Below are 21,869 nucleotides of genomic sequence, written 5' to 3'. Positions count from 1 at the left end.
AGTCATGTTTAATGGAATTTGGTTTGGCGCAGCCGGTGCGGCTGGCGTGTGGCAATAAAGTCATGGATATCGTCGAGCCTGTGCCGATCAAGCGCGTAAAGCTGTTCTGCCGGGTAAGGAAAGCGGTACTGCGCGGCGAAAACAAACGAGGAAGGTGCGATATTATCGGGGCCAATCAACAGGACATCGCCTAAAGGACGCTGTTCTTCTACGCAGCAGGGACCGTAGATCAAAATCACCGGCACACCAACGGCATCAGCGATGTAAACATTACCCGAATCTGAGGCAACGTAAAAGTCCATCATGCTGATGGCATGCGGCAGCCCCTCCAGCGGAATATCACCGATCAGGCTAATAATATTATCACGCTCTCCCACCTCCTGATAAAGCGCCTGTAGCCGCTCGGTTTCAGAAGGCGAGCCGAATACATAAAACAGACAGGGCAGGTCGGCCAGCCGATCAAAAAAATGTTTCCAGATAACAGGGGGAATGGTTTTTGCCTGATTACCTGCGGAGATGCTCAGGCCAATTTTAATACCGTCCTGACGCTGCAACGCCGTGGGGATAGTAGCAAGCGGACGGAGCGGACGGGTGGCATGTTTTGGATAGCTATCCTTAGTAAGCTGTGGATTACCCAGCTTCAGGTAGTTTTCTAGCGTAAGCGTATTTTTTTCATGTTTTACGGTGCCGCTGGCCGTCCAGTAGAACACTGCCTGATACCATTTGCGACGGTAACTCGACAGGAAACGCTTATTTCTGGCATTACAACAGGCAGCATAAAAAAGGTTGATATTGTTGGGATGCAACAGATAAACATTGTCATAACGATTCATCAGCAGCAGCGCCAGACGAATCTTAGCGAACAGGCTGCTTTTGTAATCTTCGATATACCAAATTTTTTGCAGCGTATCGTCGTTTTGTGCGAGGGGAGCGACGGTACGGCTAAGCAGTGCATCGCTGCGCTGCAGGTAGGCCAATAGCGGTGTAATATTAATGAAGTCACCAATCTTGGCGGTCTGAATGACCAGATTACGCCCGGTTTTTTTATGGAAAAGCTTTCTTATCCATTTGATCGGCAGTAGTAAAATAAAAATAAAAATATAATTCACACCGTTTCCTCAGCGGTACTGGCAACGAGGCAAAACATAACAATCCCCTGTTAAAAAATATATTCCATTAGTGTTTTTCATGCTCAATCAGTGTGAGGTAACGCTGACAAATGACCTCAAGAGAATAGGCTGAAAGATCAAGCTGCTGAAGTTCAGGCGGTCGATGATAGATATCTCGCATTCTTTCCGCCAGCGATTCACTGGTCATTTCTGCCAGGCCTCGCGCCAGCTCGCCTTGCAAAATAGTTTCCGGGCCGCCTGGACAACGGGTACTGACCACCGGCGTCTGGCAAAGGAGTGCCTCAACCAATACATTGCCAAACCCTTCGCTATCTGAACTGACAATCAGCATACGTGCATGTTTTATCCATGCATAGGGATTATGGGTGAAACCTTTGAAAATGACACGTTCGGCAATATTTAATCGCTCGGCCAGCTGTTTTAGTGTCGCGATACGCGCTGGATTGCCCTGACCAATCAATACCAGCGGTGCCTGTAATCCACTCTGAGCGTAAGCTTCTAATAATCGATCGTGACGTTTGGTTGGATGAAAACGCCCAACGTGCAGCAGATAATCCTGACCGGAGAGTTCGCACGGTTCTCTGGACTGTTGAACAATCAGCTGGACATCGAACGGATTAAATATTACCGCTTCCCGTGCGGGCTGGATGCCGTAATGCTGCTTTAGATCGTCAATAACGAATGGCGATACGCCAATAATGTTGCGATGCTGGTAGACGCGACGAGTTTTGTAAATTTTAAGCCAGCGGGAAAAACCTTTGCGTCGAGCCAGATAAGAGGCAGAAAAAACGCCGTGCAGGCAGTACCAGGTTTTGGCTGCGTCGAGATGGCGACAGCGGCTGACAATACGATCTGTTTTATGCAGATGAGAGATCACCAGATCAAAAGCGCCGTTACGTTGCTCAGCATCGATAATCGCCCGGTCTAACAAATGAGCTCGCCGGTGCAATTCGGTAAGCTTACGCCATGGCTTATCGCAACTATCCTGAATCACTTGATAATCCAGCCCTGTCGGTAGGGGATAATCACATACGCTGCGCAACGAAAACAGCGAAACGTGATGTCCTAGCGACAGGAGGCCCTTAGCCAGCGTAAGCACGACTTTTTCTGCGCCCCCGCCAGGTAAGCCATCAATGATCATCAAAATACGCCTGGACAATTTTCCAATCCTTCTGTGTGTAACAACAACAACTACGCACTGATAAAAGTGTAAAAGCAATCTTGTCGTTAGTTAAGTTATTCGTTTTTTAACGTCGATAAGCAAATGTAAGTGGGAATATGTTCCTGTAAGCTTACTGGCATAGCGCTACATTGTCGGTGAAGATTACTCCATCGTATCCGCTAAACAAACCCAGAGATGCGTTCATAAAGGCTTAATTAATACACATTTAATTAGTTGTTAACTGCACAGGATAAAATCCTGAGGATGAAATAATTTTGCCCTTAAGAAACGGGCTGCGTAACATGGCGGCTTAACCTGTGGAGCGTTAGACGCAAGATGAATAAACCAGCTTTTCTCATCACAATTGATACCGAAGGCGACAATCTCTGGCGCAATCATCGAACCATTACAACGCGGAATACGCTTTTTTTACCGCGTTTTCAGGCGCTCTGTGAAAAATATGGTTTTAAGCCAACGTGGCTGACTAACTATGAAATGGCTGGCGATCCCGCCTACGTAGAGTTTGCACGTGATGCCATTACACGCGGTCAGGCAGAGGTTGGTATGCATCTGCATGCCTGGAACAGCCCACCAGAAGTAGCGTTAACGGATGATGACTGGCGCTGGCAGCCTTATCTTATTGAGTACCCGGATAACGTGCTGCGCGCTAAGGTCAAATTTATGACCGATCTGCTGGAGGAGAAATTCCAGACGAAAATGGTAAGTCATCGTGCTGGTCGATGGGCGTTTGATGAGCGTTATGCCGCTGTGCTGCGTGAGCTTGGCTATCAGGTGGACTGTTCGGTGACGCCGCGCGTAAGCTGGCGTAATTCACCGGGTGTACCGCAGGGACAGGGCGGTACGGATTATACTCATTTTCCCCATCACGCTTATTTTCTCGATCCGGACGATATCTCACGCAGCGGCGCATCAACCCTGCTGGAGGTACCGATGAGCACTCAATATAAGCACTCCGCCCTGGTGAACCGCCTGAAGCAGGGTTACCATCGACTGCGCGGCAAAACACGTGGCCCTTCGGTTAACTGGCTGCGTCCATCAGGCGGCAATCTGGTCGCGATGCAACAGGTTGTGGAGGCAAGTCTGGCGGAGGGAAATGATTATGTGGAGTTTATGCTGCACTCGTCAGAATTTATGCCGGATGGCAGCCCAACCTTTAAAAACGAAGCGGATATTGAACGGCTGTATGAGGATTTAGAAGGGCTATTTAGTTGGCTACAGGCGCGTACGCGCGGCATGACGCTGGCGGAATATTATCAATATTTTAGGTGTGGTAAGAATGATTAAGGGACAACCTTTTACAGGCTGGATAAAGATTTCAAAAATGAAATTAAACTGGCGAGAACTGTTATATTTTTTTGCGTTGTCAACCGTTATGCTTTCCGTTATATGCACCTTTATTGATGAAAAATCAGCAAAGGTAGCTTTTTACTGGGCATTTTATTTTTCAATCCCAGGAATTATCGTAAGCTGGCGACAAATTAACCGCAGCCATATTTGGTTGGTAGGAGCGCTGGTTTTACTCGGTGCCAGTAAAGTGATCTGGTTCTACTGGCACTATTTGGGGCAGCCAGAGTTAAATCCTTTTAATGACTATCTTAATGCCGGGAAACGTTTATTGATAGCTGCCGTTATAGGTTACTATCTGTTTAAAGAGTATGCACATTTTCCTTTACTCAGTCAGCGTATTGTAGAGTGGGGATTGTTTATTGCTTTTATTAGCGCGACGGGTTATGGCTTCTATCAATTTTTAAGTGGTTCTCAGCGAGTGGAATTTAGTCTGGATCGCGCTACGGTTTCAGCTTATGGCTATGCGATGTTATCAGCGATTACTATTTTTATAGTAGCGGCAAAAAAAAGTAAAAAACACCAGATTTTATGGTGCCTGGCTTTATTTATTATCTCATGGTTTATTATTATTCAGACCGGTACACGTAATATGATGGCAGCGTTTCCGGTTGTTATATTTTTTATTGGCTTGCTCCAGTTTAAGTATTTAGGCTGGAGAGCTGCTGTGGGAAGCTTTATCGCTATACTTTTGCTTGGCGCAGCATGCTACCAGCCGATGATTAAACCCAGACTGGACAAAACGATTACTGAAATTGATCGCTATAGTCAGGATCAGGGAAACAAAATGGGATCGTTAACCAGCCGGTTTGCTATGTGGAATATAGGTATAGCCTGTTTCAGAGCATATCCGCTGGGAATGAATATGGAACAAAGGGAAACGTGGTTTAAGCGCTATGTTAAAGAACATCATCGTGATGCCAGCGCGCTGCCCTATGTCTCCGTGCACTTGCATAATGAATTAATCGATAGCGCGACCCTGCAAGGTATACTTGGTGCTTTGACGATACTTTTGTTTTACATGATAATTTTGATTAACGCGCTGCGTAGAAAAAACGCTTTGCTACTTTCTGTGATAGCCATAGTAATAATAAGTGGCCTGACGGACGTTGTTTTTATCAGCCGCGAGTTGACGGTTTGTACTTCGCTTCTGCTTATCCTGAGCGTTATATGGAAAGACCTAATTACTATACAGCAGAAGCGATAGCTATCGTATCAATGGGCGGCTACTTCAGCCGCCTTACTTTTAACATCTTACGCTTATAACTCCACCTTATTTTATTACTAAAGAGAAAAGAAAATAAGTTTTGCTGATTAATTCTTCTTATTACTTTTTCCCACTCACCGGTCGACTTTAATATTTCCTTATATCGGTTAGCAATATCTATCCAGTGGCAAGTGATAAGCGAGTTAAAATGAGACGGAAGGACTTCATCCATATGCCCGGTAGCCGTTAGCAAACAGGAAATTTTGTCAGGATGGACAGTTGTTGACAGGCTGGAAGCATGTTTATTGTAAAGATAAAATCCATCTTTAGAATATAAAGTTTTCCGACTTTTAGTTAACAGTAAAGGAAAAAGCCAGGCATCCTCATAGCAAATAAAAGGAGGAAAAGGATAATCCAGCAATAAGCTGCGAAGAAAGTACTGGCCGATAAAATGAGCCTGAATATCTCGATGTACCAAAAATCGAGCGATCGCCTCATCATGGCTCAGCATTTCGGGAAGGCAATTATGCCATACAACGGTGCGGCTTGCTTTACTGCCCCTGTCTTCAATCAGTCTGCTTAAAAAAATATCAGGCGTTGTCTCTTCTAATATCGACAAGTGTGTACAAATGGCACCAGAAAGTAACTTATCATCACCGTCAACCATAAGTATATAGTCGCCGTGAGCCTGTTCGACAGCATAATTGCGAACTTTACCAATATTACGTAGCTGGGTTTGTTGATGACGAATTTGAGGATAGACCGCGGCAAAGCTTTCAATAATGCTTTGTGTATTATCTTCTGAAGCATCATTAATAATAAGAATCTCACAACGCGGCAGAGCGTCGCCTGCTGAGGCGACAATGCTGTTAAGTGTTCCTTGCAGCCATTTTTCACAGTTATGAGCAGTAACAATAATACTCAGGCGGGGGGAGTTCATAAAATTTCCGCATGTAATAAAGGCTGTAGCGCCTGCTGCACCATATCAGCACTTATCGTGGCCATATTGCCGTTCTCAGGGGCGCGAAGCGCTTGCTGATTCAAGCCATAACCACCGATCAGCCCCGGGTCTGTTGGGCCATATAGGGTAATGTTTGGGCGATCGAGCGCGGCGGTAAGATGGCTCAGCCCGGTATCTACCGAGACGACAGCTTTTGCACCCGCCAGCGTGCGTGCAACCTGCTCCAGCGTTAGCTTAGGCAAGACTTCTACATGATTAAAGCCTGCCGCCAGGCGCTGAGCCCTTTGGTGTTCGTGCTCGGCTCCCCAGGGAAGTTTAATCTGCAATCCGCTCGGTGCCAGTAGTTCAATCAACCTGCGCCAGTGATCTTCCGGCCAGTGTTTATTTTCACGCGTGGTAGCGTGTAAAAAAACCAGATAGCGATTAGCGTCGGCTGGCGGGTTCGCCAGAAAATGGGAAGCGATGGCGTAGTCGCCCGGCGTCTGCGGTTTTTCATAACCGAGGCTTTTAGCAAACAGCTCGCGGGTACGCTCTACCGCATGCTGTTGTTTACTGATTTCATGACGCTTGTCATACCACCAGCTGGCGAATGGCTCGCGCGCGCTGCGGCTGTCCTGCCCGTGCTTAATGCCTTTTGCCAGACGCGTTACCAGCGCCGCGCTTTTTATCAGCCCCTGTGCATCAATGACCACATCATATTCATGTGACTGCAATGCCTGCCTGAAACGTACACGCTCTTCTCGCTGCTGGTTGCCAAACCAGTGCTTACGCCAGCGACGTATAGCAACGGGTAAGACGCGATCGACGGCCGGATGCCAGGAAGGAATTTGCGCGAAATTTTCCTCCACAACCCAGTCAAAACGCACCGTGGGTATTGCCTGCATCGCGTCGGTGAGTGCAGGTAACGTATGAAGCACGTCCCCCATTGAGGAGGTTTTTACAATCAGCACCTTCATGCGTGCTCCTGCTGGCTCAGTAAAGTTTGCAGCTCTTCCATAACACGTTCGGGCTGGATATCGATCAGGCTTTGATGGTAGCCCTGCTCCGCATCACCTTTGCGTACTTTGTGATAGCCGGTAATCAGGCGGATCACGCGTGCCTGCTGTGACAGCGGCGGAGTAAAATCTGGGCTGCTGGGGCCGTACAGTGCTACCAGCGGGCGGTTAAGCGCGGCGGCGACATGCATCAAACCTGAATCATTCGTGACCACTGCTGCACAATGCGCCAGTAAGATCACTGCCTGCTCCAGCTGCGTTTTGCCTGCCAGATTACGGCAGTGGGAACGATCGGCTTCGCTCAGCGTCTGGCGAATCTGCTCGCCAGTTTCATTATCTTTTGCGGAGCCGAACAGCACTATCTGATAGCCAGCGCTAATCAGCTGCTGCGCCAGCGTAGCGTAGTGATAGTGCGGCCAGCGCTTAGCCGGGCCAAATTCTGCCCCCGGACAGAAACCAATAATGGGACGCTCGGATAAGAGCGCAAACTGCGCGGCGGTATCCAGCATCTCATACTGCTCAACGCGCAGGCGCGGCCACAGTAGGGGCTGCGGTAAATCACGCGCGCTGTTAATGCGGGTTTTGTCATAGGCCAGCGCAACGTAACGCTCCACCATCAGAGGAAACGCCGGTTTGTCCAGCTTGCGCAGGTCGTTTAACAGGCCGTAACGCATCTCGCCACGCCAGCCGGTGCGCCGTGGAATACCGGCGAAGAAGGGCACCAGCGCTGATTTAAACGAGCCGGGCAGCACAAAAGCACGCTGATAATGCTTATCGCGCAGCGCCTTGCCTAAACGATAGCGCTCGCCCAGCGCCAGTGCGCCATGGCCCAGCGGCATCGCCAGCGCATCGTTAACTTCCGGCATACGCGACAGCAACGGACGGCACCACGCCGGTGCCATCACATCGATTACGGCATCAGGATGTTCGGCCTTTAGCGTGCGATAGAGACTTTGCGACATCATCATATCGCCGACCCATGAGGGGCCGATTACCAGTATTTTCATGCCGGTGCGCCTTCCTTGTGATTATGCGTCGCGGTTGAGCCAGGCCATATAGTCAGCCACGCCTTCAGCTACGGTTTTGAACGGTTTATCGTAGCCCGCCGCACGCAGCTTGGTGAGATCCGCTTTGGTGAAGGCCTGATAGCGTCCTTTCAGTTTTTCCGGGAAAGGAATGTATTCGATAGCACCTTTCTGATGGAAGGCGAGCGCGGCGTCCGCTACCGCCTGGAAAGATTCGGCACGCCCGGTACCGCAGTTGAAAATACCGGAAACACCGTTTTTCCAGAACCACAGGTTCACTGCTGCCACATCGCTAACGTGAATAAAATCACGTTTGAAGCCGTCGCTGCCTTCAAACAGCTTGGGATTTTCACCGTTATTGAGCTGGGTATTGAGATGGAAAGCAACGCTTGCCATGCTGCCTTTGTGACCTTCGCGCGGCCCGTAAACGTTGAAATAGCGGAAGCCGCAAACCTGGGAATTCGCTTCCGGTAGGATCTGGCGCACGTAGTGGTCAAACAGCATTTTAGAGTAGCCGTAAACATTCAGCGGCTGCTCATAGCGACGCTCTTCAATAAAATTATCGTTACGCCCGCCGTACGTTGCAGCGGAGGAAGCGTAGAGGAACGGAATTTCGCGTTCCAGGCAGAAATGCAGCAGTTCTTTTGAGTACTGATAGTTGTTATCCATCATGTACTTGCCGTCCCACTCGGTAGTGGCGGAGCAGGCACCTTCATGGAATACCGCATCGATATCGCCCAGATCGTCACCGGCCATAATACTGGCGATGAAATCCTCTTTATCCATGTAATCGATGATGTCGAGATCGACCAGATTGACGAACTTGGTGCCGTCTTTCAGGTTATCCACCACCAGGATATCGGTAATGCCTTCATCATTCAGCGCTTTAACAATATTGCTGCCGATCATACCGGCGCCGCCAGTCACAATAATCATGTGTTTAACCTTAACAGTGAGGCGGAGCGAAGGGCTCCACGCCTAAATAAGCATTATCATAACATTTCATTGGCGTGCAGGCAGCCAGAGGTGTCCGTTACGGAATGTAACTTCTGGTCAGCCGTGATATCTGCTGCAAAATTCACATTCTGTTGTGCAGATTATCGTGTGAAAGGCGGGTGTTCAGTATGATGTGCCGACAGTAAGCCGGTAACGGAGAATAAAAATGCCTGCAGATTTTTATCGTCAAATTAATGAACAGCTTGCGGTGACGCAACAGGAAGGGCTGTTTAAACAGGAACGAATTATTACCTCGGCCCAGCAGGCCGATATCCGCATCGGCGAAGGACAGGAAGTGGTTAACTTCTGCGCCAATAACTATCTGGGGCTGGCGAACCATCCGGCGCTGGTGCTGGCGGCAAAGGAAGGCATGGACAGCCACGGTTTTGGCATGGCGTCGGTGCGCTTTATCTGCGGCACGCAGGATATCCATAAACAGCTGGAGCAGCAGCTGGCCGAGTTTCTTGGAATGGAAGATGCCATTCTTTACTCTTCCTGTTTCGATGCCAACGGAGGCCTGTTTGAAACGCTGTTGGGGCCGGAAGATGCGGTGATCTCCGATGCATTGAATCATGCCTCGATTATCGATGGCGTACGTCTGTGTAAGGCGCAGCGCTATCGCTACGCCAATAACGATATGAAAGAGCTGCGCGAGCGGCTGGAAGAGGCGCGCCGTGCCGGTGCCCGCCATATTCTTATTGCTACCGACGGCGTTTTCTCTATGGATGGCGTTATCGCCAACCTGCGTGGCATTTGCGATCTGGCCGATGAGTTTGATGCGCTGGTGATGGTGGATGATTCCCACGCGGTGGGCTTTGTTGGCGACAACGGACGCGGTACCCATGAGTACTGCGGGGTTATGGGGCGCGTCGATATTATTACCGGTACGCTGGGCAAGGCGCTGGGCGGCGCTTCCGGCGGCTATACCGCAGCGAAAAAAGAGGTGGTGGAATGGCTGCGGCAGCGCTCCCGCCCCTATCTGTTCTCTAACTCGCTGGCCCCGGCGATTGTCAACGCATCGCTGCGCGTGCTGACAATGTTGAGCGAGGGTGACGGGTTACGCCAGCGGCTATGGGAAAACGCACGCTATTTCCGCGAGGCGATGACCAACGCGGGCTTTACCCTGGCGGGTGCCGATCACGCCATTATTCCGGTGATGCTGGGCGAGGCAAAAGTAGCGCAGGAGTTTGCCCGCCTGTTGCAGGATGAAGGTATTTACGTAACCGGCTTCTTCTATCCGGTGGTGCCCAAAGGGCAGGCGCGTATCCGTACGCAGATTTCAGCGGGCCATACGCATCAGCAACTTGAGCGTGCGGTAGAAGCGTTCACGCGCATCGGCAAACAGCTGGGCGTTATCGCCTGAGGAGAACGGTTATGAAAGCACTGGCAAAACTCAAGGCGGCAGAAGGGATTTGGATGGTGACCGATGCGCCCATTCCGGAACCTGGCCATAACGATCTGCTGATTAAAATTCGCAAAACCGCTATCTGCGGCACCGATATTCATATCTATAACTGGGATGAATGGTCACAAAAAACGATTCCGGTGCCGATGATCGTTGGGCATGAATATGTTGGTGAAGTTGTGGCGATTGGTCAGGAAGTGAAAGGATTTTCCATTGGCGATCGCGTTTCTGGTGAAGGCCATATTACCTGCGGGCACTGCCGCAACTGTCGCGCCGGACGTACCCATCTTTGCCGTAACACCGTAGGCGTTGGCGTCAATCGTCAGGGCTGCTTCGCTGAGTATCTGGTAATCCCGGCATTTAACGCGTTCAAAATTCCCGACAATATTCCCGATGAGCTGGCGGCCATTTTCGATCCCTTCGGCAATGCGGTACATACCGCGCTCTCGTTCGATCTGGTGGGTGAAGATGTCCTGATTACCGGTGCCGGGCCGATCGGTATTATGGCGGCAGCGGTGTGTAAGCATGTTGGCGCACGTCATGTCGTTATTACCGATGTCAATGCCTGGCGTCTGGAGCTGGCGCGGAAAATGGGCGTTACGCGTGCGGTTGATGTCAGCAAGGAATCGCTGTCGCAGGTGATGAATGAGCTGGGCATGACGGAGGGCTTCGATGTGGGGCTGGAGATGTCTGGCGTGCCGTCCGCATTCCGTTCAATGCTGGAGGCGATGAATCACGGCGGGCGTATCGCGCTGCTGGGAATACCGCCGTCGGATATGGCGATTGACTGGAATCAGGTTATTTTCAAGGGGTTGTTTATCAAAGGAATATATGGACGGGAAATGTTTGAAACCTGGTACAAGATGGCTGCATTAATTCAGTCGGGGCTGGATCTGACGCCGATGATTACCCATCGCTACCATATTGATGAGTTCCAGCAAGGCTTTGATGAGATGCGTTCCGGGCGTTCCGGCAAGGTCGTGCTGAGCTGGGATTAATCCCTGTAGCGGTAGCCCGCTGTTCATAGCGGGCTACCGGATAATTACTGCTTTTTCTCCGCGTCGGTCAGATAGCGCACTTTGCGCGTGTAATCCTGGCCTTTAAACAGCAGCGGCGTGTCGGGGGATTGCAGGTATTTCTGCCACTCGGACAGCGGGAAACCGCCGTGCGCGCCGATCACTTCTTTGGGAATAACCGCTTCATGACCGCCGATCCGCTTGGAAACCGGCCAGTTCATCCACTCACCGAGGTTGATGGTTTTGAGATCCAGCAGATCCAGCAGGGCGGCCAGCGGTAGCTGATCGGTTGGCGGTTGTGAATCATCCATTAATTCCCAGGTATCCTGAAACAGCGTCAGCCAGAGCGGGCAGATACGCTTCCATGTCTGGCGCGTCGCGGCCAGAAATGCGCCGTTCACATGATCGATCAGGTAAGGACGCACCGTACCGGAATAGTAGGCGGGACGGTTTTCCGCCGGGGCGTTATCCAGCTTGGCAATCATTTTCCCCTGACGGAAGCTGGAGTAAATGTGGTCATTGTTCATCCGGATATCCGGCATTTTTAACAGGTTGAGATCGGAATCGATCATCAAAATCCCTTCGGTACGAGCCTGCAACGGTGCCTGAAGTTTAATCAGGCGGCTGCGGTAAATCTGCTTGTAGCGATAGCTTTCTTCCCGTTCCGCGACCTGCAATGTCACCACGCGCGCTTTTTCCGGCAGATGACAAAACCGTTCGGCGGGCTGATCGCTGACGATAACAATCTCTTCGACACGATCGGTATAACGTGCGGCAAACTGCGCGCTTAGCTCGGCCTCTTCGATAAAATCGGTGCCGGTACAGGGAATAACTACCGAAGTTACCGGCACGTCGCCCTGCGACTCTGGCCTGGTATAGGGAATATTATGGCGCGACTGAATATAACGGTATCGTGGATTAAGGAAGTTAAGCATGCGGTTCAGTTTTCCTGGTTACGCTGTGCAGCAGGGCTTCAACCCCTGCGACATAATGCTCAATAGCATAGTGTTCTTTGACATTGGCGTTAGCCTGGGCAATCAACCGCTGGCGCAGCTGGTGATTCTGACTGAGCGCCTGCATATGGGTGCAGAGCTGTGCCGTATCGCCATAGTTAAACAATAGCCCGGTGCGCCCATCATCGACCAGTTCGGTGGTACCGACCACCTTTGAGCCGATCACTGCCGTATTGACCAGCATTGCTTCCAGCACCACGCGCGGCAGGCCCTCACTGCGTGAGGCAAGGACGAAGACATCCATCGCCGCCAGATAATCGAGCGCATTATTGCGAAAGCCGGTGAAAATCACGCGATCGGCAATACCTTCACGCGCTGCCAGCCGTTGCAGGTCCTCCAGCTGCGGGCCAGCGCCAACGATCACCATATGCCAGTTGACCTGCGGACAGGCGCGACGAAAGGCGCTCAGTGCCTGGAGAGTATGATGCGTGGCCTTACGCGGGATCAGCGAGCCGATACTGCCAAACAAAAAGCTGTCTGACGGCAGATTGAGGCGAGCACGTACCGTACTGCGATCGGGCAGCGGCTGGTGGATATCAATGGCGTTAGAAACGGTAAAACAGCGTGCCGCATCCACGCCGTGGGCGCGTAGCGTCTGGTTAACGCCGTGGGAGACGGCGATAACCACATCAGCGCGCTGATTAATCATTTTGACCAGCCGTTTATCCAGCTGCGGCTCAATACGGCAGTGCTGTACCAGGCCAACCGGCAGATCCTGCACGGCCAGATAGCCTTCGACATTGGTACTGGGCTGGTTATTCATATAAAGCGTATCATAGCCGCCCTGTTGCAAAAGCTCACGCAGTCTGCGCGCGTTTGGTTCAACGCGCCAGTGGCGATCGACCTTATCAACAACGCGCTTTTTCAACGCACGGCTGAAAAACAGCAGCGAACGCAGCAGCTCTTTTTGCAATTTGGCAGAGCGCGGCTGCGTGGGCTGCGGAATAAAGATGACCGGAATGCCAAGTTTGTTCAGCACCGATTGAATAGTTTCACCTTCACCACGCTGGTAGTTGTAATAAAAACAGCAGGTAACATCAAAACGAGCGCGATCGATTCGCTTAAGCAGCTCCAGCATACTATTGGTGCCACCGCCCCATTCTCTACCGTTATCCAGCAACAGGATCTTTTGTCGAGGTTGCGTCATCGCGCGATATCCTTACGCCCACGAAGGTGGAGTGATCAGGGCAACATTATAGAGATTAACTGTCGCCCTGACGATGCTGAACCGTTCAGAACAGATTGCTTATTTTTTGTACCAGTGGGCTCTGTTGGATGCTCTCAGCCACTACGGCGATCGCGCGCGTTGCCGGAACCGGTGCCAGCGGCTGCGTTACACGACACACGCCGATACCGCGGAACGGATTATGCGGTTTTGGTTGCGGCTTTGACGCTGGCTGTGCCGGTATTGGCGCAGGCCGATCGATTTGCGGCTCGTTCAGTAACTGGCTGGGACGTACCAGCGTGACGTTAGCTGGTAGGGCAGGTAGCATCTGTTGCAATACGCGTACGGTAGTGGGATGCGGATGACCGATGGCGATAGCAGAGCCGTTACGCTGTGCCAGCTGCACCGCACGGTTAAACTGCTTACGAATCTCCGCCTCGTTCTGGTTATCATCAAGAAATACGCGGCGCTTAATTACTTTTACCCGCGTACCTGCGGCGGCGCGCGTTGCCTGACTGTTACCGATGGTCACGCTGTCGAGAAAGTAGAGATTGTAGTGATCCAGTACCTGCATCACCTTCAGCATACCCGGCAGGCTGGAGGTCATTTTACTGCCCATATGGTTGTTCATACCAACGGCCCCGGGCACGTTATTCACCGCATTACGGATGATGCGCGCAATTTCTTCGGCGCTCATCTCTGGTTGCAGGGTGTCACGCTCCAGCGGCTGTTTGCTGAGCGGTGCCATAGGAAGATGGATCAACACTTCGTGACCGCGCTGGTGGGCTTTAGTCGCCATCTCATGTGCGTGGGGAGCATTTGGCAGCACCGCAACCGATATCGCGTTCGGCATTTGTAATACCTGATTTTCCTGCTGCGGGCGATAGCCGAAATCGTCGATAACGATAGCGAGTTTTGCGGCATGTACCGAGGCAGCCAGCAGAAGGCCGCTCAGCAGCACCGCGATTTTTTTTACTGAAAACAACACTTATTTTCCTAACCACGGGAGTGGGTTGACCGCCTGTCCCTGGCGACGAATTTCAAAATAGAGCGACGGTGTACCGCGCCCGCCGCTGGTACCGACCAGCGCAATAGGTTGTCCGGCTCTGACCTGATCGCCGGTGCGAACCAGCGCGCTCTGATTATAGCCATACAGACTCATGTCACCTTTACCGTGTTCAACCACGACTACCAGACCATATCCCTGTAGCCAGTCGGCCATCAGGACGCGTCCGTCGGCTATGGCCTTCACTTCTGCACCTTCCGGGGCGTTAATAACCAGCCCTTTCCAGCGCAGCTCGCCCTGTAGCGTTTCGCCAAAACGATGCTCAATCCGCCCACGTACCGGCCAGAATGCCTGCCCACCCGGACGACCCAGGCCGCCGGTTCGTGACATCAGAGAGCGTTCGCTTTCGGTAGGTTTATAAGTAGAGCCTTTGGCTTTCGCCTGCGCCTGGCGCTTGCGCACCTGCTCGGCTTCTCGTGCTTCGCGTTCGGCACGGGCTTTTGCTTCGCGTTCGGCGCGTGCAATCTTATCCTGCAAGCGGCTTTCGTTCTGACGCATCTCTACCAGATCGGCCTGATCTTTCTCCAGCGCGTTTTCCAGAGATGTCAGCGTTTTTTTCCGTGCCGTGCGCGCCTGCTCCAGCCGTTTCTGCTGGGTTTGCTGCTCTGTTAACAGGGATTTTTGCTGATTTTGTTTATTCAGCAGGTCGGCTTTTTGCGCTGCCAGATCGTGCCGCGTTTGCTGTAGCTCACCGATGGTTTTCTGGCGTGCCTCGTTGAGGTAGCCGAAATAGGACAGGATGCGTTCGTTGCGCTGGCTCTCTTCGCCGCTCAGCAACAGTTGCAGTCCGCTGTGCTTGCCCTGGCGAAACGCGGCATCCAACTGCTGGGCCAGCAGGCTTTCCTGCTGTTTCTGTCGCTTTTGCAGCTGGGTGATAGAACGGTTTAGCGTGGCGATCTCTTTATTCAGGCGGCTCAGTAACTGCTCTGTCTGCCGCAGTTTACGGCTCGCCTCGGCAATGATTTTCTCCTGGCTTTGCAGCTGATCCAGCAGCTTGCTGCGCTGAATTTTCTGTAGGCGGACGCTTTTCTCTTTTTCCGCAATACTCTGCTGAATAGACTTAAGCTGGGATTTATTATCTTCCGCTGCGTGCGTATACAGCGGCAACAGCAACGCGCCAGCGCATAACAGGCTGACGGAAAGCGCAGAGAGGCTGCTGCGTAATGGCGCGTAACTGTCCATAAAATTACCTGAAGTCCATGAATATGAAATTGATGCTTTTTCCCTCATAAGAACCGATTATTCCACGATGAATAGCGGCTTGCCAGTTAACAACGACGCTTTTCCGTTTCTGTTCATGTCAAAAGGCGCTGTAATAACACAATGGTTATACCGGGAGTGGGTTGAATTCTGTCCTGAAAGGACATTAGCGGATAATTGCGGCCTCTGCCGTGCCTTTTTCGGCTTTCGTTCCCGTCTTGTTTGCGCTGCGGCAATTTTTTTCCTTTTTCTGCGGCAGAAAACGAAACTCTGACCGCTTCACGTCTGTACATGCGAGGTGGCGCAGGTATACTCAGAAACCTTATTTTCGCTTATTAACCCTGTCGGGAGTTGTTACCCCTCATGCAAGAATTTATGCAATTCGCAAGCAATCACCCCATTCTGTGTCTGGCATGGGTCGTGTTGCTGGTTTTGGTAATCATGACCACATTTAAGGGCATGTTTTCCAAAGTTAAAGCCATCAGCCGTGGAGAAGCCACCCGTCTGATTAACAAGGAAGATGCGGTTGTTGTGGATATCCGCTCCCGCGACGATTTCCGTAAAGGTCATATTTCTGGCGCCCATAATATTCTGGCGGCAGATATTAAAAAGGGCACCTTTGGCGAGCTGGAAAAGCATAAGGCACAGCCCATAATTGTAGTTTGCGCGACGGGTAATTCTGCGTTTGAATCGGCAGCTCAGCTGAACGCGGCTGGTTTCGAGCATGTCAGCGTGCTGAAAGATGGCGTCGCCGGATGGAGCAGCGAAAATCTGCCGCTGGTGCGTGGTAAATAACCGTAAAGGTACTGAATATGGCTAACGTAGAGATTTATACCAAAGCAACCTGTCCTTATTGCCATCGGGCAAAAGCGCTGCTGGCGCAGAAGGGTGTTGCTTTCCAGGAAATTCCTATTGATGGCGATGCGAACAAGCGCGAAGAGATGATTAAGCGCAGCGGACGCACCACCGTGCCGCAGATTTTTATTGATGCGCAGCACATTGGCGGCTGCGACGATCTTTACGCGCTGGATAGTCGTGAAGGGCTCGATCCTCTGCTGAAATAACGGCAACTGGCGTAACGATGGATTTTTTTAACTAACAGGACCAAATAATAATGTCAGAACAGAACACCAGCGAGATGTCATTCCAGATCCAGCGTATCTATACCAAAGATATTTCTTTTGAAGCGCCTAACGCGCCGCAGGTTTTCCAGAAAGAGTGGGAGCCGGAAGTTAAACTGGATCTGGATACCGCTTCCAGCCCGCTGGCGGATGGGGTTTACGAAGTGGTACTGCGTGTAACCGTAACGGCGTCCGTGGGTACAGAAACGGCTTTCCTGTGTGAAGTACAGCAGGCGGGTATCTTTACCATTGCCGGTATCGAAGGCACCCAGATGGCCCACTGTCTTGGTGCTTACTGCCCGAATATTCTGTTCCCGTATGCCCGTGAGTGCATCACCAGCCTGGTTTCGCGCGGCACCTTCCCGCAACTTAACCTTGCGCCGGTTAACTTCGATGCGCTGTTTATGAACTATCTGCAGCAGCAAGAAGGCGGCGAACCTCGTCAGGATGCCTGATGAATAAGCGTAACGCTTCAGTTACCGTGCTGGGTGCCGGATCTTACGGCACCGCATTGGCGATTACCCTGGCTCGCAACGGCCATTCCGTGCTGTTGTGGGGCCATAATCCGCAGCATCTGGCGCAGCTGGAAGCCGATCGCTGCAATAGCGCTTTCCTGCCCGATGTTTCCTTTCCCGATACCCTCTCAACCGAGCCAGACCTGGCGGAAGCCGTTGCTGCCAGCCGCGATCTGCTGATCGTAGTGCCAAGCCATGTTTTTGGCGACGTGCTGACCCAGGTTAAGCCGCATTTGCGTCCCGATTCGCGCATCGTCTGGGCAACCAAAGGTCTGGAGCGAGAAACCGGACGTTTGTTGCAGGATGTGGCGCGTGAAATTGTCGGTGACGCGCTGCCGCTGGCGGTCATTTCCGGGCCCACTTTCGCCAAAGAGCTGGCGGCGGGTCTGCCGACTGCTATTGCACTGGCCGCTACCGATCCACAGTTTGCTGACGATTTACAGCTGTTGCTGCACTGTGGCAAAAGCTTTCGCGTCTATAACAACCCGGACTTTATCGGTGTACAGCTGGGTGGAGCGGTAAAAAACGTGATTGCCATCGGTGCCGGTATTTCTGACGGTATCGGCTTCGGCGCTAACGCACGTACCGCGCTGATTACCCGTGGCCTGGCGGAGATGAGCCGTCTTGGGGCCGCGCTGGGTGCCGATCCCACTACCTTTATGGGGATGGCGGGGCTGGGCGATCTGGTGCTGACCTGTACCGATAATCAGTCACGTAACCGTCGTTTCGGCATGATGCTGGGGCAGGGCGTTGATGTAGAAAGTGCGCAAACTCAGATTGGACAGGTGGTGGAAGGCTATCGCAATACCAAAGAGGTAAAAGCGCTGGCGGCCCGCTACGGTGTGGAAATGCCGATAACCGAGCAAATTTATCAGGTATTGTATTGCGAAAAATCGGCGCGCGAGGCAGCATTAACGCTGCTGGGGCGTACCCGTAAGGATGAAAACAGCAGTCGCTGAGGCGGTGCCCGGCTGTCATACCTGTGGCGTTCCGGGTTAACCGGACGCTATTTTTTTATCGGGAGAGAGCAATGTCGGATGAAGAGTTAAGTCTGGTCTGGAATAACATCAAAGCGGAAGGGCGCGCCCTTGCAGATTGTGAACCAATGCTGGCCAGTTTTTTCCATGCGACGCTGCTCAAGCATGAAAACCTGGGGGGCGCGCTGAGCTATATGCTGGCTAATAAGCTGGCTAATGCGATCATGCCTGCTATCGCCATCCGTGAGATTGTGGAAGAGGCCTATCGTCAGGACCCCTCTATGATTGCTGCCGCCGCCCGTGATATTCAGGCTGTATTGTTGCGCGACCCGGCCATCGATAAATATTCCACGCCGCTGCTCTATCTGAAAGGTTTTCACGCGCTCCAGGCTTACCGCATTGGTCACTGGCTATGGATGCAGGGGCGACGCGCGCTGGCTGTGTATCTGCAAAATGAAATCTCTGTCTCGTTCGCTGTTGATATCCATCCGGCGGCCCGTATCGGCAATGGCATCATGCTTGACCATGCCACCGGCATCGTAATTGGCGAGACGGCGGTAGTAGAAAATGACGTTTCTATTTTGCAGTCGGTCACGTTGGGCGGTACCGGCAAAACCAGCGGCGATCGCCATCCGAAGATTCGCGAAGGCGTAATGATTGGCGCTGGCGCGAAAATTCTCGGCAATATCGAAGTTGGACGCGGTGCAAAAATTGGCGCGGGTTCAGTGGTGCTACAACCGGTGCCGCCGCATACTACCGCCGCTGGCGTCCCGGCGCGTATCGTGGGTAAGCCTGCCAGCGATAAACCTTCGATGGATATGGATCAGCACTTCAATGGCATGGTGCCGGGCTTCGAGTTCGGTGATGGCATCTAATCAGTATCACGCTATCGGCGTCAGCTTTTCAGCAGGGCGCCGACATACTCCAGCTGACGCCACGCTTCATATACCACAACGGAAACGGCATTAGAGAGGTTCATGCTGCGGCTTTGTGCCAGCATCGGAATGCGGATCTTCTGTTGCGGCGGCAGCGCATCGAGAATTGACGCCGGTAATCCACGGCTTTCCGGGCCAAACAGCAAATAGTCGCCAACCTGATAGCTTACCGCGCTGTGAGCAGGTGTTCCTTTGGTAGTGAGCGCAAACAGGCGCTCCGGCTGCTCGCTGGCGCAGAAGGCATCAAAATTAGCATGGCGCTTAATAGCGGTAAATTCATGATAATCAAGCCCGGCGCGGCGTAGACGTTTATCATCCCAGGCAAAACCCAGTGGCTCGATCAGATGCAGCTGGAAGCCGGTATTGGCGCACAGACGGATGATATTGCCGGTATTCGGCGGAATCTCAGGTTCAAATAAGACGATGTTTAGCATAAGGCCCCCGATAACGAGGGCCGAAGCATAACAAATTAACGCGCAGAGTACAGCGGTAGCCAGATCGTCAGACGCAGGCCGCCAAGCGGACTGTCATCGGCTTTTACCCAGCCCCGATGCTGCTGTATCGCTGTTTCCACGATGGCAAGACCAAGGCCTGTGCCGCCGGATTCGCGGTCGCGTGCTTCATCGGTGCGATAGAAGGGACGGAATATCTGTTCACGATCTTCCGGACTAACGCCGGGACCATCATCATCCACATGCACCGTCAGGCCCTGCTTATCCACTGAGAAACTGACGCAGATATGCGAATGTGAGTAGCGCAGTGCGTTGCGAACAATATTTTCCAGCGCGCTTTCCAGCGCATGAGGGTTGCCATACAGCGGCCAGGGGCCAGGTGGATAGGGCACTTCCAGCTTTTTACCCATCTGTTCTGCTTCGAAAACGGCATCCTCCAGTACGCCATTCCAGAGATGGTTCGCTTTCATCGCTTCACTGATCAGTGCATTTTTATGCTGGGTGCGCGACAGGACCAGCAGATCATTAATCATGCCGTCGAGACGCTGCGCTTCCAGTTCAATACGTCCTAACTCCTTACCCTCGCCGTAGCGACGGCGCATTAGCGCCGTTGCCAGCTGCAGACGCGTCAGCGGCGTGCGGAGCTCGTGTGAGATGTCGGATAGCAGACGCTGCTGTGCCGACATCATCCGTTCCAGCGCGCTCACCATCTGGTTGAAGCTGGAACCGGCGGCAAGAAACTCCTGCGGGCCTGCTTCCAGTTCGGGATGCTGGCGCAAATTACCGCTCGCCACCTCATCCGCCGCATGTTTTAACTTACGGGCTGGCTTCGCCAGGCTCCATGCCAGCCAGAGCAGCAACGGCGAACTGATCAGCATAGTAACAATCAACAATAGCAGCGGGCGATCAAACAGCAGGTTAATAAAATCGAGCTGTGAACTGCTGGCTGGGCGCATCAGATAGAGCTGATAATTATCCTCACCGTCGCGTACCGCAAATGGTCCCACCAGTTCGACACGACCATATTTCTTCTTCTGCGGATGGTCGGCATTGTCAGATTGCCCGATAAAGTTACGGATAATCTGCATTTCATTATGCTGCGCGCCGATCACTCGACCTTCGCTGGTAACCAGCAGCAGACGTTGGCCCGGTGGCGCCCACTTATCAATAGCGCGGAATAGCCTGCGCCACCACATCAGATCGTTGGGCGGATCTTGCATCAGCTCTGCCTCAACGTGCTGCTCGATCATGGTGCCCTGACGCTGCTCGCTTTCCATCAGTGAGGTAAGCTGACGTGAGTCGAGCTTGGGAAGCAGCAATACCAGCATCAAAACCAGCGCCAGAGTTAACCAGAAAATGGCAAAGATGCGGGTGGTCAAACTGCTTATCATGATGCGGAAACCATCAGATATCCGCGCCCGCGCAGCGTTTTAAACCAGGGGTGACCGTCGCGACGTTCCGGCAGCTTGCGGCGCAGATTAGAGATGTGCATATCGATAGCGCGATCGAACGGGGTCAGGCGTTTGCCCAACACTTCCTGACTTAAATGTTCGCGTGATACTACCTGGCCCAGGTGCTGCGCCAGCAGATAAAGCAGGGTGAATTCGGTGCCGGTCAAATCCAGCGTGACGTTATCAAAACTGGCTTCCTGACGTCCTGGGTTCAGGCGCAGGCAGTCCACCTCCAGCGTAGGAGAGCTGTTGTCATGCAGTTGTTGCTGCTCGCTCCAGCTGGAACGACGCAAAATTGCCCGGATACGCGCCACGAGTTCGCGATCGTTAAAAGGCTTCGGCAGATAATCATCAGCGCCCAGTTCCAGGCCCAGCACACGGTCCAGCTCGCTGCCGCGTGCGGTTAACATAATAACCGGCGTTTGATATTGCTGACGTAGCTCCTTCAGCGTATCGATACCGTTCTTTTTCGGCATCATAACATCGAGTAATAGCAGGTCGATGGTGTCATCAAGCAGGTTCAGTGCCTGCTCGCCATCGGCGGCAACGACGATATCAAACCCTTCCATTTCAAGCAGTTCTTTCAGCAGCGAAGTCAATTCGCGGTCATCATCTACCAACAGGATTTTATTCATTTTCTTAAGCCCTCCGCAGGCAAAATAGCGTGATCGCACACCCCATTCCATCGCTTTACGTAGTTTTACACCCCCTG

At 52.2% G+C, this 21,869-nt stretch carries 22 protein-coding genes; 9 read left to right on the top strand and 13 right to left on the bottom strand.

The window, feature by feature from the left end; translation table 11 throughout:
- Positions 1 to 8: 8 nt before the first annotated feature.
- Both C7M51_RS16985 and C7M51_RS16980 read right to left on the bottom strand, forming a co-directional pair.
- Positions 9 to 1,109 carry a glycosyltransferase family 9 protein gene (locus tag C7M51_RS16985; protein WP_160622749.1) on the bottom strand — a complete coding sequence of 367 codons (1,101 nt, stop codon included), beginning with the start codon at positions 1,107 to 1,109 and terminating at the stop codon, positions 9 to 11.
- A gap of 67 nt (positions 1,110 to 1,176) precedes the next feature.
- The gene (locus tag C7M51_RS16980) at positions 1,177 to 2,271 is read right to left on the bottom strand and encodes a glycosyltransferase (protein ID WP_160622748.1); all 1,095 of its coding nucleotides are present in this window, start codon (positions 2,269 to 2,271) and stop codon (positions 1,177 to 1,179) included.
- Positions 2,272 to 2,628: 357 nt separating this feature from the next.
- Here C7M51_RS16980 and C7M51_RS16975 point away from each other — a divergent pair, with 357 nt between their 5' ends.
- Both C7M51_RS16975 and C7M51_RS16970 read left to right on the top strand, forming a co-directional pair.
- Complete coding sequence (locus C7M51_RS16975) at positions 2,629 to 3,597, top strand: polysaccharide deacetylase family protein (protein WP_160622747.1); 969 nt, start codon at positions 2,629 to 2,631, stop codon at positions 3,595 to 3,597.
- Entirely contained in the window at positions 3,590 to 4,864 is a 1,275-nt protein-coding gene (locus C7M51_RS16970; RefSeq protein WP_160622746.1) for an O-antigen ligase family protein, read from the top strand. Before C7M51_RS16975 ends, C7M51_RS16970 begins: the two co-directional genes overlap by 8 nt.
- A gap of 19 nt (positions 4,865 to 4,883) precedes the next feature.
- On the opposite strand, the gene C7M51_RS16965 is transcribed toward C7M51_RS16970, so the two are convergent.
- From C7M51_RS16965 to rfaD, 4 genes are read right to left on the bottom strand one after another with little or no spacing between them, the layout of a single operon-like run.
- On the bottom strand, positions 4,884 to 5,804 hold the full coding sequence (locus tag C7M51_RS16965) for a glycosyltransferase family 2 protein (protein ID WP_160622745.1): 921 nt from the start codon (positions 5,802 to 5,804) through the stop codon (positions 4,884 to 4,886).
- A complete protein-coding gene (gene rfaC / locus C7M51_RS16960) occupies positions 5,801 to 6,781 on the bottom strand; it encodes a lipopolysaccharide heptosyltransferase RfaC (protein ID WP_160622744.1) in 981 nt (326 codons plus the stop codon). The genes C7M51_RS16965 and rfaC overlap by 4 nt, the downstream gene beginning before the upstream one ends.
- Entirely contained in the window at positions 6,778 to 7,827 is a 1,050-nt protein-coding gene (gene rfaF / locus C7M51_RS16955) for an ADP-heptose--LPS heptosyltransferase RfaF (protein ID WP_160622743.1), read from the bottom strand. The genes rfaC and rfaF overlap by 4 nt, the downstream gene beginning before the upstream one ends.
- A 21-nt stretch (positions 7,828 to 7,848) precedes the next feature.
- Positions 7,849 to 8,781 carry an ADP-glyceromanno-heptose 6-epimerase gene (gene rfaD / locus C7M51_RS16950; protein ID WP_160622742.1) on the bottom strand — a complete coding sequence of 311 codons (933 nt, stop codon included), beginning with the start codon at positions 8,779 to 8,781 and terminating at the stop codon, positions 7,849 to 7,851.
- A 226-nt stretch (positions 8,782 to 9,007) separates the two neighbouring features.
- Here rfaD and kbl point away from each other — a divergent pair, with 226 nt between their 5' ends.
- Both kbl and tdh read left to right on the top strand, forming a co-directional pair.
- Positions 9,008 to 10,204, top strand: coding sequence for a glycine C-acetyltransferase (gene kbl, locus C7M51_RS16945; RefSeq protein WP_160622741.1), 1,197 nt, complete (start codon positions 9,008 to 9,010; stop codon positions 10,202 to 10,204).
- Positions 10,205 to 10,215: 11 nt separating this feature from the next.
- Entirely contained in the window at positions 10,216 to 11,244 is a 1,029-nt protein-coding gene (gene tdh, locus C7M51_RS16940; RefSeq protein ID WP_160622740.1) for an L-threonine 3-dehydrogenase, read from the top strand.
- A 44-nt stretch (positions 11,245 to 11,288) separates the two neighbouring features.
- Here tdh and C7M51_RS16935 read toward each other — a convergent pair whose 3' ends face one another.
- The 4 genes from C7M51_RS16935 to envC all read right to left on the bottom strand — a co-directional run bounded on the left by C7M51_RS16935 (position 11,289) and on the right by envC (position 15,688).
- Complete coding sequence (locus tag C7M51_RS16935; protein ID WP_160622739.1) at positions 11,289 to 12,197, bottom strand: hypothetical protein; 909 nt, start codon at positions 12,195 to 12,197, stop codon at positions 11,289 to 11,291.
- Complete coding sequence (locus tag C7M51_RS16930) at positions 12,190 to 13,422, bottom strand: glycosyltransferase (protein WP_160622738.1); 1,233 nt, start codon at positions 13,420 to 13,422, stop codon at positions 12,190 to 12,192. The genes C7M51_RS16935 and C7M51_RS16930 overlap by 8 nt, the downstream gene beginning before the upstream one ends.
- 85 nt (positions 13,423 to 13,507) lie before the next feature.
- Positions 13,508 to 14,425 (bottom strand): divergent polysaccharide deacetylase family protein, encoded by a 918-nt coding sequence (locus tag C7M51_RS16925; RefSeq protein ID WP_160623685.1) that lies wholly within the window; start codon positions 14,423 to 14,425, stop codon positions 13,508 to 13,510.
- 3 nt (positions 14,426 to 14,428) lie between these two features.
- Positions 14,429 to 15,688, bottom strand: a complete 1,260-nt coding sequence (gene envC, locus C7M51_RS16920; RefSeq protein ID WP_425280979.1) for a murein hydrolase activator EnvC — start codon at positions 15,686 to 15,688, stop codon at positions 14,429 to 14,431.
- A gap of 381 nt (positions 15,689 to 16,069) precedes the next feature.
- On the opposite strand from envC, the gene C7M51_RS16915 reads away from it, so the two are divergent.
- The 5 genes from C7M51_RS16915 to cysE all read left to right on the top strand — a co-directional run bounded on the left by C7M51_RS16915 (position 16,070) and on the right by cysE (position 19,194).
- Positions 16,070 to 16,501, top strand: coding sequence for a rhodanese-like domain-containing protein (locus tag C7M51_RS16915; protein ID WP_160622736.1), 432 nt, complete (start codon positions 16,070 to 16,072; stop codon positions 16,499 to 16,501).
- A 17-nt stretch (positions 16,502 to 16,518) separates the two neighbouring features.
- Entirely contained in the window at positions 16,519 to 16,770 is a 252-nt protein-coding gene (grxC, locus tag C7M51_RS16910) for a glutaredoxin 3 (RefSeq protein ID WP_160622735.1), read from the top strand.
- A gap of 50 nt (positions 16,771 to 16,820) precedes the next feature.
- Positions 16,821 to 17,282: a protein-export chaperone SecB gene (secB, locus tag C7M51_RS16905; RefSeq protein WP_160622734.1), complete on the top strand. Its 462-nt coding sequence runs from the start codon at positions 16,821 to 16,823 to the stop codon at positions 17,280 to 17,282.
- A complete protein-coding gene (gpsA, locus tag C7M51_RS16900; RefSeq protein WP_160622733.1) occupies positions 17,282 to 18,301 on the top strand; it encodes an NAD(P)H-dependent glycerol-3-phosphate dehydrogenase in 1,020 nt (339 codons plus the stop codon). Before secB ends, gpsA begins: the two co-directional genes overlap by 1 nt.
- A 71-nt stretch (positions 18,302 to 18,372) precedes the next feature.
- Complete coding sequence (cysE, locus tag C7M51_RS16895) at positions 18,373 to 19,194, top strand: serine O-acetyltransferase (RefSeq protein WP_160622732.1); 822 nt, start codon at positions 18,373 to 18,375, stop codon at positions 19,192 to 19,194.
- 20 nt (positions 19,195 to 19,214) lie between these two features.
- Here the strand turns inward: cysE and trmL are convergent, their stop codons facing one another.
- Genes trmL through cpxR form a run of 3 tightly spaced genes read right to left on the bottom strand, consistent with a single transcriptional unit; the run spans position 19,215 to position 21,792 of the window.
- The gene (gene trmL, locus C7M51_RS16890) at positions 19,215 to 19,688 is read right to left on the bottom strand and encodes a tRNA (uridine(34)/cytosine(34)/5-carboxymethylaminomethyluridine(34)-2'-O)-methyltransferase TrmL (protein ID WP_160622731.1); all 474 of its coding nucleotides are present in this window, start codon (positions 19,686 to 19,688) and stop codon (positions 19,215 to 19,217) included.
- 35 nt (positions 19,689 to 19,723) lie between these two features.
- On the bottom strand, positions 19,724 to 21,097 hold the full coding sequence (gene cpxA / locus C7M51_RS16885) for an envelope stress sensor histidine kinase CpxA (RefSeq protein ID WP_160622730.1): 1,374 nt from the start codon (positions 21,095 to 21,097) through the stop codon (positions 19,724 to 19,726).
- On the bottom strand, positions 21,094 to 21,792 hold the full coding sequence (cpxR, locus tag C7M51_RS16880; protein ID WP_160622729.1) for an envelope stress response regulator transcription factor CpxR: 699 nt from the start codon (positions 21,790 to 21,792) through the stop codon (positions 21,094 to 21,096). Before cpxR ends, cpxA begins: the two co-directional genes overlap by 4 nt.
- Between the last annotated feature and the right edge of the window lie 77 nt (positions 21,793 to 21,869).

The organism is Mixta intestinalis, assembly GCF_009914055.1.
GTDB classification, from domain to species: Bacteria; Pseudomonadota; Gammaproteobacteria; order Enterobacterales; family Enterobacteriaceae; genus Mixta; species Mixta intestinalis.
This window is presented reverse-complemented; position numbering and strand designations above follow the sequence as displayed.

Bases quoted from the DNA above. Each gene is read 5' to 3' on its own strand.
- C7M51_RS16980 (WP_160622748.1), bottom strand. From the start codon at position 2,271: ATGATCATTGATGGCTTACCTGGCGGGGGCGCAGAAAAAGTCGTGCTT.
- C7M51_RS16975 (WP_160622747.1), top strand. From the start codon at position 2,629: ATGAATAAACCAGCTTTTCTCATCACAATTGATACCGAAGGCGACAAT.
- C7M51_RS16970 (WP_160622746.1), top strand. From the start codon at position 3,590: ATGATTAAGGGACAACCTTTTACAGGCTGGATAAAGATTTCAAAAATG.
- C7M51_RS16965 (WP_160622745.1), bottom strand. From the start codon at position 5,804: ATGAACTCCCCCCGCCTGAGTATTATTGTTACTGCTCATAACTGTGAA.
- rfaC (WP_160622744.1), bottom strand. From the start codon at position 6,781: ATGAAGGTGCTGATTGTAAAAACCTCCTCAATGGGGGACGTGCTTCAT.
- rfaF (WP_160622743.1), bottom strand. From the start codon at position 7,827: ATGAAAATACTGGTAATCGGCCCCTCATGGGTCGGCGATATGATGATG.
- rfaD (WP_160622742.1), bottom strand. From the start codon at position 8,781: ATGATTATTGTGACTGGCGGCGCCGGTATGATCGGCAGCAATATTGTT.
- kbl (WP_160622741.1), top strand. From the start codon at position 9,008: ATGCCTGCAGATTTTTATCGTCAAATTAATGAACAGCTTGCGGTGACG.
- tdh (WP_160622740.1), top strand. From the start codon at position 10,216: ATGAAAGCACTGGCAAAACTCAAGGCGGCAGAAGGGATTTGGATGGTG.
- C7M51_RS16935 (WP_160622739.1), bottom strand. From the start codon at position 12,197: ATGCTTAACTTCCTTAATCCACGATACCGTTATATTCAGTCGCGCCAT.
- C7M51_RS16930 (WP_160622738.1), bottom strand. From the start codon at position 13,422: ATGACGCAACCTCGACAAAAGATCCTGTTGCTGGATAACGGTAGAGAA.
- envC (WP_425280979.1), bottom strand. From the start codon at position 15,688: ATGGACAGTTACGCGCCATTACGCAGCAGCCTCTCTGCGCTTTCCGTC.
- C7M51_RS16915 (WP_160622736.1), top strand. From the start codon at position 16,070: ATGCAAGAATTTATGCAATTCGCAAGCAATCACCCCATTCTGTGTCTG.
- grxC (WP_160622735.1), top strand. From the start codon at position 16,519: ATGGCTAACGTAGAGATTTATACCAAAGCAACCTGTCCTTATTGCCAT.
- secB (WP_160622734.1), top strand. From the start codon at position 16,821: ATGTCAGAACAGAACACCAGCGAGATGTCATTCCAGATCCAGCGTATC.
- gpsA (WP_160622733.1), top strand. From the start codon at position 17,282: ATGAATAAGCGTAACGCTTCAGTTACCGTGCTGGGTGCCGGATCTTAC.
- cysE (WP_160622732.1), top strand. From the start codon at position 18,373: ATGTCGGATGAAGAGTTAAGTCTGGTCTGGAATAACATCAAAGCGGAA.
- trmL (WP_160622731.1), bottom strand. From the start codon at position 19,688: ATGCTAAACATCGTCTTATTTGAACCTGAGATTCCGCCGAATACCGGC.
- cpxA (WP_160622730.1), bottom strand. From the start codon at position 21,097: ATGATAAGCAGTTTGACCACCCGCATCTTTGCCATTTTCTGGTTAACT.
- cpxR (WP_160622729.1), bottom strand. From the start codon at position 21,792: ATGAATAAAATCCTGTTGGTAGATGATGACCGCGAATTGACTTCGCTG.